Annotated in this window: 14 protein-coding genes and 1 tRNA gene; 7 read left to right on the forward strand and 8 right to left on the reverse strand. The window is 72.7% G+C overall.

Annotated features, from left to right (window positions below):
- Positions 1-26 precede the first annotated feature (26 nt).
- Complete coding sequence (locus KG102_RS03170; protein WP_208210949.1) at positions 27-1,517, forward strand: NAD(P)/FAD-dependent oxidoreductase; 1,491 nt, start codon at positions 27-29, stop codon at positions 1,515-1,517.
- Between the two features lie 34 nt (positions 1,518-1,551).
- Positions 1,552-1,625, forward strand: a tRNA-Leu gene (locus tag KG102_RS03175).
- 41 nt (positions 1,626-1,666) lie between these two features.
- On the opposite strand, the gene KG102_RS03180 is transcribed toward KG102_RS03175, so the two are convergent.
- The 3 genes from KG102_RS03180 to KG102_RS03190 form a co-directional block, all read right to left on the reverse strand.
- Positions 1,667-3,058 (reverse strand): family 43 glycosylhydrolase, encoded by a 1,392-nt coding sequence (locus KG102_RS03180; RefSeq protein ID WP_208290503.1) that lies wholly within the window; start codon positions 3,056-3,058, stop codon positions 1,667-1,669.
- Between the two features lie 75 nt (positions 3,059-3,133).
- On the reverse strand, positions 3,134-3,307 hold the full coding sequence (locus tag KG102_RS18715; RefSeq protein WP_243885159.1) for a VOC family protein: 174 nt from the start codon (positions 3,305-3,307) through the stop codon (positions 3,134-3,136).
- 136 nt (positions 3,308-3,443) lie between these two features.
- On the reverse strand, positions 3,444-4,304 hold the full coding sequence (locus KG102_RS03190) for a siderophore-interacting protein (RefSeq protein ID WP_208290501.1): 861 nt from the start codon (positions 4,302-4,304) through the stop codon (positions 3,444-3,446).
- A gap of 174 nt (positions 4,305-4,478) precedes the next feature.
- Here KG102_RS03190 and KG102_RS03195 point away from each other — a divergent pair, with 174 nt between their 5' ends.
- A complete protein-coding gene (locus KG102_RS03195) occupies positions 4,479-7,580 on the forward strand; it encodes an efflux RND transporter permease subunit (RefSeq protein WP_208290500.1) in 3,102 nt (1,033 codons plus the stop codon).
- A 58-nt stretch (positions 7,581-7,638) separates the two neighbouring features.
- Here the strand turns inward: KG102_RS03195 and KG102_RS03200 are convergent, their stop codons facing one another.
- Positions 7,639-8,508: an ABC transporter permease subunit gene (locus tag KG102_RS03200; protein WP_208209918.1), complete on the reverse strand. Its 870-nt coding sequence runs from the start codon at positions 8,506-8,508 to the stop codon at positions 7,639-7,641.
- Positions 8,505-9,494 carry an ABC transporter ATP-binding protein gene (locus tag KG102_RS03205; RefSeq protein WP_208209917.1) on the reverse strand — a complete coding sequence of 330 codons (990 nt, stop codon included), beginning with the start codon at positions 9,492-9,494 and terminating at the stop codon, positions 8,505-8,507. Before KG102_RS03205 ends, KG102_RS03200 begins: the two co-directional genes overlap by 4 nt.
- 197 nt (positions 9,495-9,691) lie before the next feature.
- Between KG102_RS03205 and KG102_RS03210 the strand changes: the two genes are divergently transcribed.
- The 3 genes from KG102_RS03210 (at position 9,692) to KG102_RS03220 (ending at position 13,027) form a co-directional block, all read left to right on the forward strand.
- Positions 9,692-10,516, forward strand: a complete 825-nt coding sequence (locus KG102_RS03210; protein ID WP_208290499.1) for a Bax inhibitor-1/YccA family protein — start codon at positions 9,692-9,694, stop codon at positions 10,514-10,516.
- A 99-nt stretch (positions 10,517-10,615) separates the two neighbouring features.
- Positions 10,616-12,001: a cystathionine beta-synthase gene (locus KG102_RS03215; RefSeq protein ID WP_208290498.1), complete on the forward strand. Its 1,386-nt coding sequence runs from the start codon at positions 10,616-10,618 to the stop codon at positions 11,999-12,001.
- A 36-nt stretch (positions 12,002-12,037) separates the two neighbouring features.
- On the forward strand, positions 12,038-13,027 hold the full coding sequence (locus tag KG102_RS03220) for an acetylxylan esterase (RefSeq protein WP_208290497.1): 990 nt from the start codon (positions 12,038-12,040) through the stop codon (positions 13,025-13,027).
- A 23-nt stretch (positions 13,028-13,050) separates the two neighbouring features.
- Here KG102_RS03220 and KG102_RS03225 read toward each other — a convergent pair whose 3' ends face one another.
- Genes KG102_RS03225 through KG102_RS03235 form a run of 3 tightly spaced genes read right to left on the reverse strand, consistent with a single transcriptional unit; the run spans position 13,051 to position 15,431 of the window.
- Entirely contained in the window at positions 13,051-13,959 is a 909-nt protein-coding gene (locus KG102_RS03225; protein ID WP_249667452.1) for an arginase family protein, read from the reverse strand.
- Between the two features lie 22 nt (positions 13,960-13,981).
- Entirely contained in the window at positions 13,982-14,569 is a 588-nt protein-coding gene (locus KG102_RS03230) for a TetR/AcrR family transcriptional regulator (protein WP_208290495.1), read from the reverse strand.
- Positions 14,562-15,431 (reverse strand): alpha/beta fold hydrolase, encoded by an 870-nt coding sequence (locus tag KG102_RS03235; protein ID WP_208290494.1) that lies wholly within the window; start codon positions 15,429-15,431, stop codon positions 14,562-14,564. Before KG102_RS03235 ends, KG102_RS03230 begins: the two co-directional genes overlap by 8 nt.
- A gap of 117 nt (positions 15,432-15,548) precedes the next feature.
- Here KG102_RS03235 and KG102_RS03240 point away from each other — a divergent pair, with 117 nt between their 5' ends.
- Entirely contained in the window at positions 15,549-15,959 is a 411-nt protein-coding gene (locus KG102_RS03240) for an FKBP-type peptidyl-prolyl cis-trans isomerase (RefSeq protein ID WP_208209910.1), read from the forward strand.
- Positions 15,960-15,983 lie beyond the last annotated feature (24 nt).

Here is a 15,983-nt window from a genome sequence, read left to right on the forward strand (position 1 = left end):
CGCGCGGCTACCGTGGAAGCATGTCTATGCCTGCGTCCGATGTCGCCACGACGACCACTGCGGCCCCTGCACCGACCCGGTCGGGTAAGCCCCGCAAGGTTCCGCGCGTGGTGATTCTGGGCGGCGGCACGGTGGGGCTCTACACGGCCCGTCGGCTGCGCAAGCGTCTCGGCCGGCGCGAGGCCGCGATCGTGGTCGTCGACCCGCGCCCGTACATGACGTACGCCCCCTTCCTCCCCGAGGCCGCGGCCGGGTCCATCGACCCCCGCAACGTCGTCGCCCCGCACCGCCGGGCCCTCAAGGGCGTCGACGTGCTGCAGGGCAAGGTCAGCGAGATCAACCACGCCGGCCGCACGGTGCAGATCACCCCCGAGGAGGGGGACCCGTACTGGATCACCTACGACCACCTGGTGGTCGGCCTCGGCTCGGTGGCCCGGACGCTGCCGATCCCCGGCCTGGCGGAGCAGGGCATCGGCTTCAAGAACGTCGAGGAGGCCATCGCCGTCCGCAACCACGTGCTCAACCGGATCGACGTCGCGTCGAGCACCTGGGACCCGGAGCTGCGCAAGCGCATGCTCACGTTCGTCTTCGTCGGCGGCGGCTTCGCCGGGATCGAGGCGCTCGCCGAGGTCGAGGACATGGCGCGGGCCTCGGTCAAGTACTACAAGGCGATCGAGCAGGACGAGCTGCGCTTCGTCCTGGTCGAGGGCTCGCCCCGGATCCTCCCCGAGGTCAGCGAGGAGCTCGGCGGGTACACGCTCGAGCAGCTGCGCAAGCGGCAGATCGAGATCCACCTGTCCACGTTCCTCAACAGCTGCGTCGACGGCCACGTGGTGCTGTCGAACAAGATGGAGTTCGACGCCGAGACCATCGTGTGGACCGCCGGCGTCAAGGCCAACCCGGTCCTGCAGAACTCGGACCTGCCGCTGGACAAGATGGGTCGCGTCACCTGCAACGCGCGCCTGCAGGTGATCGACGCCGACGGCGTCCCCGTGCCCGACGCGTACGCCGCCGGTGACTGCGCCGCGGTGCCGGACCTGTACAACCCGGGTCAGTTCTGCCCCCCGAACGCCCAGCACGCGCTGCGCGAGGGCAACCACCTCGGCGACAACCTCAGCCGCGTCCTGCGCTCGGCCGAGCTCACGGAGTACAAGCACAAGAACATCGGCGCGGTCGCCTCCCTCGGCATGTACAAGGGCGTCGCGCAGATGTTCGGGCGCATCAAGGTGCGTGGGTTCCTGGCCTGGGTGCTGCACCGCACGTACCACGTGGCCGCCATGCCGACCTGGAACCGCAAGATCCGCATCGCCGTCGGCTGGACCGGGGCGCTGCTGCTGCGCCGCGAGGTGGTCGCGCTCGGCACCCTGCACGACCCGCGGGCCGAGTTCCGTGCCGCGTCCGTGCCGGCCAAGCCCCGTGCGGTCGAGCCGGGCGAGGCCGACCCCGCGCTTCCCTCGCAGAAGGCCCAGCCGGGCTCGCCCGCCGAGAAGCGCGCCGAGGGCGCGAAGAGCGCCTGATCAGGGCCTGCGCGACTGGCAGGATGTGGCCGGCGCCCCCGTAGCCCAACTGGCAGAGGCAGCCGGCTTAAACCCGGCACAGTCCGGGTTCGAACCCCGGCGGGGGTACGAACCACGGACCGGCTGGGCGGGACCGCGTGCGGGCCGGATCAGCTCACGTACGGCCAGCCGGACGAGTCCCAGGCCAGCCGGTTGATGCCGAGCCGCGCATCGCCCGCGTCGGTGTAGTAGTGGTAGAAGAGGACGGTCCCGTCGGAGTCCGTCAGGGTCGCGGAGTGGCCCGGCCCGTGGATCGAGCCGTGGCCGGCGAGGATCTGCGTGCCGCCGCCGCTGGTCATCGCGGTGCCGTTGCGGTCCACGTACGGACCGGTGACGGAGGACGAGCGCCCGACCGCGATGCGGTACGTGCTCTGTGCGCCCCTGCAGCAGGCGTCGAACGAGACGAACAGGTAGTAGTAGCCGTCGCGGTAGTGGATGTCCGGCGCTTCGATGCCCCCGCTGCGTGAGGCGATCGACGTGATCGCCGTCCCGGACCGGAGCCCGGTCGCGGGGTCGATCGCGATGAGCTTGAGCCCCGACCAGAACGACCCGAAGCTCAGGAACCAGCGTCCCTGCTGGTCGACGACCAGGTCGGGGTCGATCGCGTTGTAGCTGCTCGACGCGGTGGTGCTGACGACGAGGCCACGGTTGGTCCAGGTGCCGGCGTTGCCGCTGGTGCTCGTGGCCAGGTAGATGCCGGAGGTCGTGCTGCCGAACGTGGACGCCGAGTAGTACAGGTAGTACTGGCCGTTGCGGTACGACAGGTCGGGCGCCCATAGGTCCCCGGTGGTGTGGGCCGAGGTCCACGGCGTGCCGTTCGGGAAGGCGGCCCCGGCGTCGGTCCAGGCCGTGCGGTCCGAGGACGTCTTGAGCGGGATGCCGCGGCCGGTCGTCGCGACGAGGTACGAGCCGTCGGGCCGCTTGACGACGGTCGGGTCGTGGGCCCAGGTGGCGCCGGTGACGTTCCCGGGGCCGGGGTACGCACCGGGGGCGGGGCTGCCGGTGGCGGACCAGCGCTGGTTCTCGCGGCCGTTGCAGGTCCACAGGTGCACGGGCGTGCCGTTGGCGGTGCGCGACCCGTCGACGTCGACGCAGAGCCTCGACTGCTGGTGGACGAGCGAGCCGTTCGACCCCCACGCGAAGCGCTGGTTGGCGCCGCCGGTGCAGCTCCACGAGATGAGCGCGGTGCCGGCGGTGGTGCCCCAGTTCAGCGCGTCGAGGCAGCGGGTGCCGTCGAAGGTGCGCATCTCACCGGCGGACGTCAGGGTCCAGCCCTGGCCGGCGACGCCGTTGCAGTCCCAGATCTGCACGCCGGCGCCGGGCGTCGAGTCGTTGCCGTTGACGTCGAGGCACCGGCCGGACTGCGCGGAGACGAGCGGCGGCGCGGCGGCTCGAGCGGGTGGGGCCAGGGCGGCGAGGGTGGCGGCGGCGACCAGGGCGGTGATCGCCCCGAGGGCGGCGAACCGCCGGGGCCGACCGGTGTGGGTGCTGGCTGGGCTCATGGTCGCTCCTCGGCACGGCGATGTGAGCGCTCACATTCGCCCGCGGCGGCACCGGTCAGCAACGCATGAAGCGTTTCACCGGGTGGAAGCAGAAACTCGGTGCCTGCGGCCGCTTGACGACACCTGCACGTCGAGGTGCACGCGGTTCTTGCTCACCTTGCCCTCGGGGACCTGGAGGAACGAGAGCGACGGGAGCACGCCGGCGGGGTCGGCCAGGTAGGCGCCGTCGTCGAGCTCGTCGTCGGGCACGTCGTGATGGCGGGCCCAGGCGTCCCACGTCTCGCACCCGTCAGGAGGGGGCGGCTCGACGTAGCCGAGCGCCGGGCCCCCAGAACCGGGCCATCGTCGCCGGGCTCGCACAGTCGAACGTCACGCTCCACATGGCTCAGTCCAGCCCTTCCGCCGCCTCGGTCTGCTCGATCCCGGCCAGCCACTCGCGCTTGGTGGCGCGCCAGCCCTCGTCGTCGGCGCCGAGGCGCCAGTAGCCCGACACCGACAGCCGGTCCCGGGTGATCCCGCGGTCCACGCGCAGGTGCCGGCGCAGCTCGCGGACGACGCCCGCCTCACCGTGCACGAACGCGCTGACGGGCGCCGGCAGGTCGGGGAGGGCGACCACGGTGTCGACGAGGGCGAGACCGGCGACCCCGACACCCTGGTGCACCCACAGGACCTGTACGCCGTCGGGGGAGGCCAGCGGGATCTCGTCCTCGGCTCCGTGCACCTCGATCACCGCGTGCCCGACCGCGTCGGACGGCAGCCGCTCGAGGGCGACCGCGATCGCGGGCAGCGCGCTGGCGTCGCCCGCGAACAGGTACGACGCCGCGTCCGGGTCGGGTGACCAGGCGCCGCCGGGCCCCACCAGGAGGACCTCGTCGCCGGGCTGCGCGCTCGCCGACCACGGTCCCGCGATGCCCTCGTCGCCGTGCACCACGAAGTCGAGCGTGAGCTCACGCGAGTCCGGGTCCCATGCGCGGACCGTGTACGAGCGCTGGCGGGGCTGGGCGTCCGGCGGCAGGGTGGCGCGCACCGCGTCGAGGTCGAGCCGACCGTCCTCCCGCCGGGGACGGTCCGTGCCGGCGGGCAGGAACAGCACCTTGACGTAGGAGTCGGCGTGCGGGGACGGCTCGAACCCCGCCAGCCCTGGGCCGCCGACCGCCACGCGCACCATCGTCGCGGCGATGCGTTCGGTCCGGACGACCTCCGCCACGAACGGTGCGGGGCGGGGCCGGGCCGGTGCGTCGGTCATCGAGGTCCTTCGTCGGAACGGGAGGTTCTGCGGCGGCCCACGGTAGCCGAGCCCGCGGGGCGCGGATGTGACCCGGAACGTTCCCGGATCCGGGAACGCCCCGACGCGGACGTGCGTTCTGGCACGTGGGCGCGGTTCTGCGTCACCTGTTGCACAGTCGCGGACCGGAGAACCATGTCTCGCCTCGCACGCCTCTCGCTGGCCAACCGCTCCGTGGTCGCGCTGCTGACCCTCGCGATCGCGGTCTTCGGCTGGATCAGCCTCGGGTCGCTCAAGCAGGAGCTCATCCCCTCGCTGCAGATCCCGACGGCCGTCGTGGTCGCGGTGGACCCCGGCTCCTCGCCGCAGCTGGTCGAGCAGCAGATCACCGTGCCCGTCGAGCAGGCCGTGCGCGCCGTCGAGGGCGTCGAGGGCGTCACCTCGTCGTCGGCCACGGGCGTGTCGACGACGACGGTCGAGCTCGAGTACGGGGGCGACCTCGACGCGTCCGCGCAGGCGCTGCAGCAGGCGGTCGACCGCGTCCGCAGCTCGCTGCCGAGCGGCGTCGAGCCGTCCGTCTTCACCGGCTCGATCGACGACTTCCCCGTGGTGCAGCTCGCGATCTCCGGTGGGACCGGCATGGACGACGCGGCGCTGGCCGCCCTCGTGCAGGACACCGTCGTGCCGCGCTTCGAGCAGATCGACGGCGTCCGGGACGTGACGGTGACCGGGATCGCCGACGATGCCGTGACCGTCGCCCTGGACCTTCCGGCGCTCGCGGCCGCGGGGCTCTCGCCCGCCGACGTCGCGACGATCCTGCAGGACAACGGCGTGGTCCTGCCGACGGGCACCGTCGACGACGGCGACACGACGCTGTCGGTGCAGGTGGGCAGCGAGCTGGCGTCGATCGAGGACCTCGAGTCGCTGCCGCTGGTGGGCGCGGAACCGGTGACGCTGGGCGACGTCGCGGACGTCACCGTCGCGCCGGTGGGCGCCACGTCGTACTCCCGCCTGGACGGCGAGCCCGCGCTGGCGGTCGGGCTCACCAAGACCCCCGACGGCAACACCGTGGACGTCTCGCACGCCGCGCAGGAGGCGGTCGCGGACCTCGAGGCGTCGCTGGGTGACGACGTGCAGGTCGCGGTCGTGTTCGACCAGGCGCCGTTCATCGAGGAGTCCATCCACGGGCTGGCCACCGAGGGCGCCCTCGGCCTCGTGTTCGCGGTGCTCGTGATCCTGCTGTTCCTCGGCTCGGTCCGCTCGACGCTCGTGTCCGCCATCTCGATCCCGCTGTCGCTGCTGGTGACGTTCGTCGGCCTGCAGGTGGGCGGCTACTCGCTGAACATCCTCACGCTCGGCGCGCTGACCATCGCGATCGGCCGCGTGGTCGACGACTCGATCGTCGTGATCGAGAACATCAAGCGGCACCTGTCCTACGGCGAGGCGAAGTCCACGGCGATCCTCACCGCGGTCCGCGAGGTCGCCGGGGCGATCACCGCGTCCACGGTGACGACCGTGGCCGTGTTCCTGCCCATTGCGCTGGTCGGCGGCATGGTGGGCGAGCTGTTCCGGCCGTTTGCCGTCACGGTCGCCGTCGCGATGACCGCGTCGCTGTTCGTGGCGCTGACGATCGTGCCGGTGCTGGCGTACTGGTTCATCAAGGCCGCACCCTCCACGGAAGGATCCACGGAAGGATCCACGGACGGGTCCACGGGCCGCGAGGACGCCGAGCAGCGCGAGCGCGCCGGCCTCCTGCAGCGCAGCTATCTGGCGACCCTGACCACGGCGCTGCGGCGCCCGGTCCTCACGCTCGGCGCGGCGGTGCTCGTGTTCGTCGGCACCCTCGCCCTGGTGCCGCGGCTGGAGACCAACTTCCTCGGCGACGCCGGCCAGGACACCCTCACGGTGACCGAGACGTTCGCGCCGGGCACGTCGCTCGCGGCGCAGGACGCGGCGGCCCAGCAGGTCGAGGAGGCGCTCATGGGCGTCGAGGGCGTGACGACCGTGCAGACCACGGTCGGGTCCTCCGGGGGTATCGAGTCCGTCCTCGGCGGCTCGGGTACGCCGCGGGCCTCGTTCGCCCTCACGCTCGACGGCGACGTGGACCCGGAGGTCGTGCAGGAGGACGTGCGCGCCGCGGCCCGGGACCTGGGGCAGACCGCCGGTGAGGTGACCGTCGCCGGCGCCGGAGCCGCGTTCGGCAGCTCGACCGTCGACGTCATCGTGCGTTCCGACGACCCCGACCAGCTGGGCGAGCTCGCTCAGCGGGTGCAGGAGATGGTCGAGGAGGTCGACGGCGTCTCCGACGTGACGAACAACCTCGCGGCGGCCCAGCCCACCGTGCAGGTGGTCGTCGACCGCGCGGCCGCGGCGGCGGCCGGGCTCACCGAGACGCAGGTGGCCGGCACGGTCGCCGCCTTGATGAGCCCGCAGCCGATCGGCACCGTGGACCTCGGTGACGGTCCGCTCGACGTGACCATCGAGGGCATCCCGGGCCCGACCACGCTCGACGACCTGCGCGCGGTGGTGCTGCCGACGGCGACCGGCATGGTCCCGCTCACGCAGGTGGCCAGCATCGACGAGGTCGACGTTCCCACGTCGGTCACCCGCGTGGACGGCGACCGGTCGGCGACCGTCTCGGCGACCCCGACCGGCCAGGACCTGGGCGCCGTGACCACGGCGCTGCAGGCGCAGATCGACGAGCTCGACGTGCCGGCGGGCGCGAGCGTGGCGATCGGCGGCATCGCCACGGAGCAGGAGGACGCGTTCGCCGACCTGGGCCTCGCGCTGCTGATCGCGATCGCGATCGTCTACCTGGTCATGGTGGCCACGTTCCGCTCGCTCCTGCAGCCGGTGATCCTGCTGGTCTCGGTGCCGTTCGCCGCGACCGGCGCGCTGCTCGCGCTGCTGCTCACGGGCACCCCGCTCGGTGTCCCGGCGCTGATCGGCGTGCTCATGCTGATCGGCATCGTGGTCACCAACGCGATCGTGCTCATCGACCTGGTCAACCAGTACCGCGCGGCGGGCCGGCCGCTGGCCGAGGCCGTGCTGGAGGGAGCACGCAAGCGTCTGCGGCCGATCCTGATGACCGCGGCGGCGACGATCTTCGCGCTCACGCCCATGGCGTTCGGGCTGACGGGCGGCGGCGTCTTCATCTCCAAGCCGCTGGCCATCGTCGTCATCGGCGGCCTGGTCAGCTCCACGCTGCTGACCCTCGTGCTCGTGCCGGTGCTCTACACGCTGGCGGAGAAGGCCAAGGAGCGCGGCGCCCGCAGGCGGGACGCCAGGCGCGCCTGAGCGCAGGAACGACGAGGGGCGGCCCGCACGCGGACCGCCCCTCGTCGTGCGTCGCAGGTCAGGCGTCGCGCTTCTTGAGCAGGACGGCGGCTGCGCCCAGGACGAGCACGACCCACAGGATCAGCACCCCGTACCCCTGCCAGGCGGACAGGTCCACACCGACGTCGCTGAAGGCCGCGGTCGCCTCCAGCTGCTCGTTGGTCTGCGTGAACTGCTGGCCCGCGACGCCGGGCAGGAACGGGTTGGCCAGCTGGAGCGGCTCCCACGGGATCGCCCCGAACAGGATCGGCGCCACCAGCAGGAGACCGAGGACCGTGGCCAGCGCCGCCGCCGAGTGACGCAGCAGCGCGCCCAGGGCGTAGGAGAACAGGGCGATCGTCGCGAGGTACACCGCGGTGCCCACCAGCGGTCGCACCATCTCCGGGTCGGTCACGTCGATCGAGAAGCCCTCGCTGTCGAAGAACAGCCACTGCAGGCCGACGGACAGGGCCACGGCGACCAGCGCGACGGCGAACACGGAGACCACGAGGATGATCCCCTTGGCCCACAGCATCGGCAGGCGCTTGGGCACCGCGGTGAGGCTGGACCGGATCATGCCGGTGCTGTACTCGCTGGTGATCGTGAGCGCGCCCAGCACGGCCAGCGCGAGCTGGGCGAGGGTCACGGCGATGCTCAGCGGGTCGAGCGGGTTGCCCGCCGTGCCTTCCGGCGGCCCGCCCTCCTCCGGGCTCGGCACGTTGATGAAGGCCAGGCTGATCAGGCAGACCAGCCCGACCGTGGCGACCAGGAAGATCGACAGCGTCCACGTGGTCGAACGGACCGACCAGAACTTGATCCACTCCCCGCGCAGCAGGTGGCCGAAGCTGAGCTTGTAGTCGTTCTGCGGGGTGGCGCGGCGGCGCGGCTCGGTGGCGACGGCGGTGCTCATCGGGCGTCCTCTCCGGGGGTGGTGGCTGCGGGGGTGGCGGCGGTGGCCTGGCTGCCCGCCGAGCGGGTCTCGCCGGGGATCGCGGCCGAGTGGTACTCGACGGAGTCGGACGTCAGGGACATGTACGCGTCCTCGAGGGAGCCGGTCATCGGCGTGAGCTCGTGCAGGACGATGCCGGACGCCGCGGCGATCTCGCCGACCTCCACGGACGTCGCGCCGTGGACCTCGAGCAGACCGTCCTCGGCGGGGGTCACCGTGACCGCGCGGCTGGCCAGGCGTGCCGCCAGGTCCGTGGCCTGCGGGGACCGCACGCGCACGGTCGAACGTGTGGCTGCGGCGATCACCGTGTCCGTGGGGCCGTCGGCGATGATCCGGCCGCGGCCGATGACGATCAGGTGGTCCGCGGTCACGGCCATCTCGCTCATCAGGTGCGAGGACAGGAACACCGTGCGGCCCTCCGTGGCGGCCAGGTACTTGACCAGGTTGCGCACCCAGAGCACGCCCTCGGGGTCGAGCCCGTTGACCGGCTCGTCGAGGATCAGCGTCTGCGGGTCGCCCACGAGGGCGACCGCGATGCCGAGGCGCTGGCCCATGCCGAGCGAGAAGCCGCCGACCCGCCGCTTCGCGACGGAGTCGAGCCCGGTCATCGAGATGACCTCGTCGACGCGCTTGGTGCCGATGCCGTGGGTCGCCGCGATGGCGCGCAGGTGGTTGCGGGCGGTGCGGCCGGTGTGGACCGCCTTGGCCTCGAGCAGCGCACCGACCTCCGTGAGCGGCGAGCGGTGCTCGGCGTACGGACGCCCGTTCACGGTGACCGAGCCGCGCGTCGGCCGGTCGAGGGCGACGATCATCCGCATGGTGGTGGACTTGCCGGCGCCGTTGGGGCCGAGGAAGCCGGTCACCCGGCCGGGCTGGACCGTGAACGAGATGTCGTCCACCGCCGTCGTGCTGCCGTATCTCTTGGTGAGGTCGTGGGCCTCGATCATGTCTGTTCCCTCGTCGTCGGGATGGTGAGCCGCGTCGAACGTAGGACTGCGACGCACGGCGATACATCGGACCAAGGGGGGAGGTGGACCCCGCCGAAAGGTCGAGCCGTCGACGGCCTGGGAACGAACGCACCCCCGTCTGCGTTCGCTACGGTGACAGCCTTGTCTGACAGCGCCCGATCCGTCCAGGAGGACGCATGGCCAATCCCGTGTTCAACAACAGTCCGGTCTTCCAGGACCCCGTCCAGCGTCGTGGCCAGAAGTCGCCCGCCTCGACGGTGTCCTACGGCACGGCCGGTGCCCAGGTGGCGGATGCCGCCACCCTCGACCAGATGTACGCCGCCCCCGCCGCGACCACGCGCGAGACCGGCCGGCTGACGTACGACGACGTCATCATGAAGACCGCGGGGCTGCTGGCCATCCTCGTCGTGACCGGCGCGGCCACCTGGGTGCTCGCTCCGGGCCTGTGGATCGTGGGCGCGATCGTCGGGCTCGTGCTCGGCCTGGTCAACGCGTTCAAGAAGAACCCCAGCCCGCCGCTGATCATGCTGTACGCCGCCGCCCAGGGTGTGTTCCTCGGCGGGATCAGCGCGATGTACGAGTCCTGGTACGACGGAGTCGTCGTCCAGGCCGTGCTCGCGACGATCTCGGTGTTCGCGGTGTCGCTCGTCCTGTTCCGGTCGGGCAAGGTCCGCGTCACGCCGAAGTTCACGCGTGGGCTGCTCCTGGCCATGGGCGGGTACCTCGTGTTCTCGCTGGTCAACGTCGTGCTGATGCTCTTCGGGGTCGGCGGCGGCGAGTACGGCCCGCTGCGGTCCGGCTTCCTCGGCGTCGTCGTCGGCCTGATCGCGGTCGGCCTGGCCGCCGCGAGCCTGATCGTCGACTTCGACTCCATCAAGCGCGGCGTCGAGGCCGGGGTCCCGGCCAAGCTCGCGTGGACGGCGGCCTTCGGGCTCGTCGTGACGCTGGTCTGGCTGTACCTGGAGCTGCTGCGGATCTTCGCGATCCTGCGTGGTGACTGACCCTGCCTGACTGCCTGATGTCGGCCCGGGTGCGATGATCGATCGCACCCGGGCCGACGTGCGTCTGCCCACCCCGCCACCCATGGGAGCTGCAGGACAGTGAAGTTCGCGAAGCACATCTCGGAGCTCGTCGGCGGCACCCCGCTGGTCCAGCTCACCACCGTGACGGCCGGCCTGACGGCGACGATCCTCGCCAAGGTCGAGTACATGAACCCCGGCGGATCCGTGAAGGACCGCATCGCGCTGAAGATGATCGAGGCCGCGGAGGCCAGCGGCGAGCTGCTGCCGGGCGGCACGATCGTCGAGCCGACCAGCGGGAACACCGGCGTCGGCCTGGCCCTCGTCGCGCAGCGCAAGGGCTACCGCTGCGTGTTCGTCTGCCCCGACAAGGTCAGCCAGGACAAGCGTGACGTGCTGCGGGCCTACGGCGCGGAGGTCGTCGTGACGCCCACGGCGGTCGCGCCCGACCACCCCAGCTCGTACTACTCGGTGTCGGGCCGCCTGGCCCGGGAGATCCCGGGCGGCTGGAAGCCGAACCAGTACGCGAACGTGAACGGGCCGGCCAGCCACTACGAGACGACCGGCCCCGAGATCTGGGCGGACACCGACGGTCGCGTCACGCACCTGGTCACCGGCGTCGGCACCGGCGGCACCATCACCGGCACCGGGCGCTACCTCCACGACGTGTCCGAGGGTCGCGTCGTGGTCATCGGCGCCGACCCCGCCGGCTCCGTCTACTCCGGCGGCGACGGTCGTCCCTACCTGGTCGAGGGCGTCGGCGAGGACTTCTGGCCCACCGCGTACGACCCCACCGTGCCCGACGAGATCATCGCCGTCTCCGACGCCGACTCGTTCGCGATGACGCGTCGGCTCGCGCGCGAGGAGGGTCTGCTGGTCGGCGGGTCCTGCGGCATGGCGGTCGAGGCCACCCTGCGGTACGCGCGGCGGCTGCAGGAGGAGGACCCGGAGGCGGCAGCCGCCGCGGTGATCGTGGTGATCCTGCCCGACAGCGGACGCGGGTACCTGTCCAAGATCTTCAACGACAAGTGGATGCGCTCGTACGGCTTCCTGGGTGCCGACGAGGGCGCCACGGTGGCCGACGTGCTGCGCACGAAGACCGGCACGCTGCCCGACCTGGTGCACACCCACCCGAACGAGACCGTGCGCGACGCGATCGAGATCCTGCACGAGTACGGCGTCTCGCAGATGCCCGTCGTCGGCGCGGAGCCCCCCGTGAAGATCGGCGAGGTGGCAGGTGCGGTCAGCGAGCGCGAGCTCCTCGACGCGGTGTTCTCCGGCGAGGCCGAGCTGTCCGACCGCGTCGACCGGCACATGTCCGCGGCGCTCCCGCTCATCGGGTCGGGCGAGTCCGTGGAGTCCGCGCGGTCGGCGCTGCAGAAGGCGGACGCGCTCATGGTGGTCGACGACGGCGCGCCCGTCGGCGTGCTGACGCGCCACGACCTCCTGGGCTTCCTGGCGAGGTAGGTTCTCGTAGGGAGAGATCCCGTTCGAAGGAGCACGATGGCCCTGTTCGACCTGTCCCTGCCCGACCTCGAGCGCTACCTGCCCGAGCTGGACGAGCCCGAGGACTTCGACGAGTTCTGGGCCGGCACCCTCGCAGAGGCCCGGACGTTCGACCTGGCACTGACGGTGACGCCGGTGGACACCGGGCTCACGGTGATCGACGCGTTCGACGTGACGTTCGCCGGGTTCGGCGGGCACCCGATCAAGGCGTGGGTGACCCGCCCGGCCGGGGCGGCGGGGGACCTGCCCGCGGTCGTCGAGCTCATCGGCTACGGCGGCGGGCGGGGCTTCGCGCACGAGCGGCTCGCCTGGGCGGCCGCCGGGTACGTGCACCTGGTGATGGACACCCGTGGGCAGGGGTCGGTCTGGGGCGGCGGCGGGCACACGCCGGACCCCGCGGGCTCGGGCCCGGCGGCACCGGGGGTCATGACGCGGGGGATCCTCGACCCGCACGAGCACTACTACCGTCGGGTCATCACCGACGCCGTCCGCGCGGTGGACGCCGTGCGCGCGCTGCCCGGTGTCGACGCCGCCCGCGTCAGCGTGACGGGCGGCAGCCAGGGCGGCGGGCTCGCGCTCGCGGTCGGCGGCCTCGCCGACGACCTCGTCGCGGTGCTGCCCGACGTGCCGTTCCTGTGCCACTACCCGCGCGCGTTCGCGATCACCGACGCGTTCCCGTACGGCGAGGTCGTGCAGTACCTGGCGGTGCACCGCGACCAGGAGGCGGCCGTGCTGCGCACGCTGTCGTACCTGGACGGGGTGCACTTCGCACGGCGGGCCTCCGCCCCCGCGCTGTTCTCCGTCGCCCTGCGGGACCAGACGTGCCCGCCGTCGACCGTGTTCGCCGCGTACAACCACTACGCCGGGCTGTCGGGGGCGAGACCTGCCACCGAGATCGCCGTCTACGCCTACAACCAGCACGAGGGCGGGCAGGCGTTCCAGGTGGACCGGCAGCTGCGCTGGCTGCGGGCGCTGCACGCGGCGTAGCCCGACCAGGGCCACGCCCGACGTCACGGCCCGTGGTGCACCGTGCTGCCCAGCGCGGACAGCCCGTCGACGAGGAGGTCGACGAGCAGGCGCGCGTACCGTCCGTCGGGATCCAGGTCGGGGTCGAACACCGTGATCGAGGCCCCGAGCGCGTCGGGCGCCAGACCCCTCAGCAGCCCCGCGAGCCCGGCGACGTCCAGGCCGCCGGGATCGGGGCTGTCGACCGCCGGCATGACCGAGGGGTCGAGGACGTCGACGTCGACCTGGAGCCAGTACCCGGACCCGGCGGCGGCCTTCGCTGCCGTGACCGCGGGTACGACGCCCCAGGTCGTCACCGCCGAGGCGGGGGTGACCGAGCCGAGGACCCGGCGCGCCTCGTGCGCGCCCCCGTCGTCGTCCCGGTGGCCGATGTGGGCGGTGCGGGCCGGAGCGAAGTACGGGCCCAACCCGTCGATGTCGGCGATCGCCGGCCAGTGCAGGCCGACGGCCGCGGCGAGGTCCTCACCGGCGACGCTCGCGCACTCGTCGCTGTTGCCCGGGTGGCGGAAGTCGGTGTGACCGTCGACGTGGACGAGACCGGCCCCACCGCGGGTGGCCGTGGCGATGCCGGCGGCCAGGAGCACGCTGCAGTCCCCGCCGACGACGAGCGGCGCGCGCCCGGAGGCCAGGACGTCGCCGATGCGGGTCGCGAGCCGCATCGAGTGGTCGACGAGCGCGGCCTGGTTGCGGACCAGCCCGGGCGCGCGGGTGGCGTCGTCGTCGACGTAGCGACCGGGCAGGACCACCCCGCCGTCCCGGGCGCCGGTCAGCGCGAACCGCTCGAACAGACCCGCCTCCCGCAGGGCCTCGGGCGCCTTGGCCGAGCCGGGGACGCCGCCGGGCTCGGGCGGGCGCAGGCCGAGGTTGCTCGGTGCGGAGACGAGCGTGATCACCCGGTGATCCTCTCCCGGCGGGCTAGTGCACGGCCAGCCGTTCGAGCCCACCGACGAGGCCGTCGACGAGGAACGCGAAGCTGACGTCGACATCGTCCGGCATGCCGAAGCCGCCGTCGAGCTCGAGCACGACGAAGCCGTGCACCGCGGCGCGGAACGCCCGGACGGCGTCGATGCGTCGCTCGGGCGCCACCCCGAGCGCGGCGATCGCCCCGGCGAGGAGGTCGACCGTCCGGGCGGCCGCCGTCTGCACCGCGGCGGCGTCGGGGTCCCGTGCCCAGCTGCTGCCCTGCACGCACTGGTAGCGGCCCGGGTAGGACTTGGCGTAGGCGCGGGTGGCGTCGGCCATCGCGCGCAGCGCGTCGGGACCGTCGAGCGACCCGCGCGCCGCCACGAGGGACGTCGTGAACCCCTCGATCGAGGTGCGCGCGACCTCGCGTCGCAGGCCGGGCAGGCCCGCGACGTGCTTGTAGAGGCTCGGCACCGCGACGCCGGCTCGCCCGGCGACGGCCGCCAGCGTGAGGTCGGTGAAGCCGGTCGGTCCGCCGTCGTCGACCACCGCGAGGGCGAGGTCGACGACGGCGGCGCGGTCCAGGCCGGCCCTAGGCACGGGCGCTCGAGCGGACCTGGAACCGGCCGGCGGCGTCGCGGGGGAGGTCGGCCAGGAACGCCAGCGTGCCCGGCACGACGACCTCGGGCGCCTGGTGGTGCGGGTAGTGGGCCACGTCGGGGATGAGCGTCACGTCGGCGTCGATCGCGCTGCGCAGCCACGCGGCCTCCGCGGCGGGGTCCTTGTAGTCGGGGTCGATCGCCCCCACGAAGACCACCGCGGGCGCGACGATCTCGGGCACCCGCGCCTCGACCGGTGCGTGGGTCAGCTGGACGGTCAGGTGCCGGAAGGAGCGCAGGTGCGCGGGGTCACGCATCGAGGTCCGCAGGTCGGCGACGTGCTCGTCGAGCCACGGCGCCTTGGTGCCGCGGTTGAGGTAGCCGCGGTAGTACGACGTCCACACGGCCGCCCCCCACGGGCGTGCGAAGAGCGCGCGCATCAGGCCGCGCATGGCCGCGGTCACGAGCCCGGGGGCGGGCGGGTCACGCAGGAGCGGACCGGTGAGCACGAGGCCGGCGACGAGGTCGGGGCGCTCGGCCGCCGCCCATGCCGACGACGCCGCGCCCATGGAGTTGCCGACGAGGACCGCGGGGCCGCCGAGGTGCTCGACGAGCGCGAGCAGGTCCTGGCCGGTGACGACGTCCCCGTGCGTGCGGAAGGAGGTGTCGGAGTCGCCGTGGCCGCGCAGGTCGAGCGCGGCGACGCGGTGCCCGGCGTCGGCGAGCGGTCCGATGAGCTCGCGCCAGGTGCTGCGCAGGTCCCCCATGCCGGGGACGAGCACGACGAGCGGCCCGGTGGCGGGCCCGTCGACCGTGTAGGCGATCCGCCCCTCGGGGCGCTGCAGGTGCTGGATGGGTGTCATGGCAGCAAAGCTAATGGCATTAGCCAATCCCGTCAACCCCCGATGCGGCGGGCGTGGGCAGGGGTTGGCAAGATGGGCTCCGCACGATCGCACCGTCATCCACTGAAGGAGTACGTCATGTCCGCAGCGCTGCCCGAGGTCTCGGGTTCCTTCGGCCAGAAGCCGACCCTGACCTTCCCTGACGCCGCGCCCTCCGGTGAGCTCGAGGTCCTGGTCCTGTCCCGTGGGGACGGCCCCCTCGTCGAGGCCGGTGACGACCTCGAGGTGCACTACCTCGGCCAGGCGTGGCAGGGCGGCGTCTTCGACAACTCGTACGACCGGGGCTCGTCGATCAGCTTCCCGATCGGCGTCGGCGCCGTGATCGGCGGCTGGGACGAGGGCCTCGTCGGCCAGCAGGTCGGGTCGCGCGTCCTGCTGTCGATCCCGTCGCACCTGGGCTACGGCGACCGCGGCGTGCCGCAGGCCGGCATCAAGGGCGGCGACACGCTGGTCTTCGTGGTCGACATCGTCGGCACCAGCAGCAACTGATCGCCCGGCGACAGCCCCCCGCGC

The sequence above is a fragment of the Cellulomonas fengjieae genome (assembly GCF_018388465.1).
GTDB lineage: Bacteria > Actinomycetota > Actinomycetes > Actinomycetales > Cellulomonadaceae > Cellulomonas > Cellulomonas fengjieae.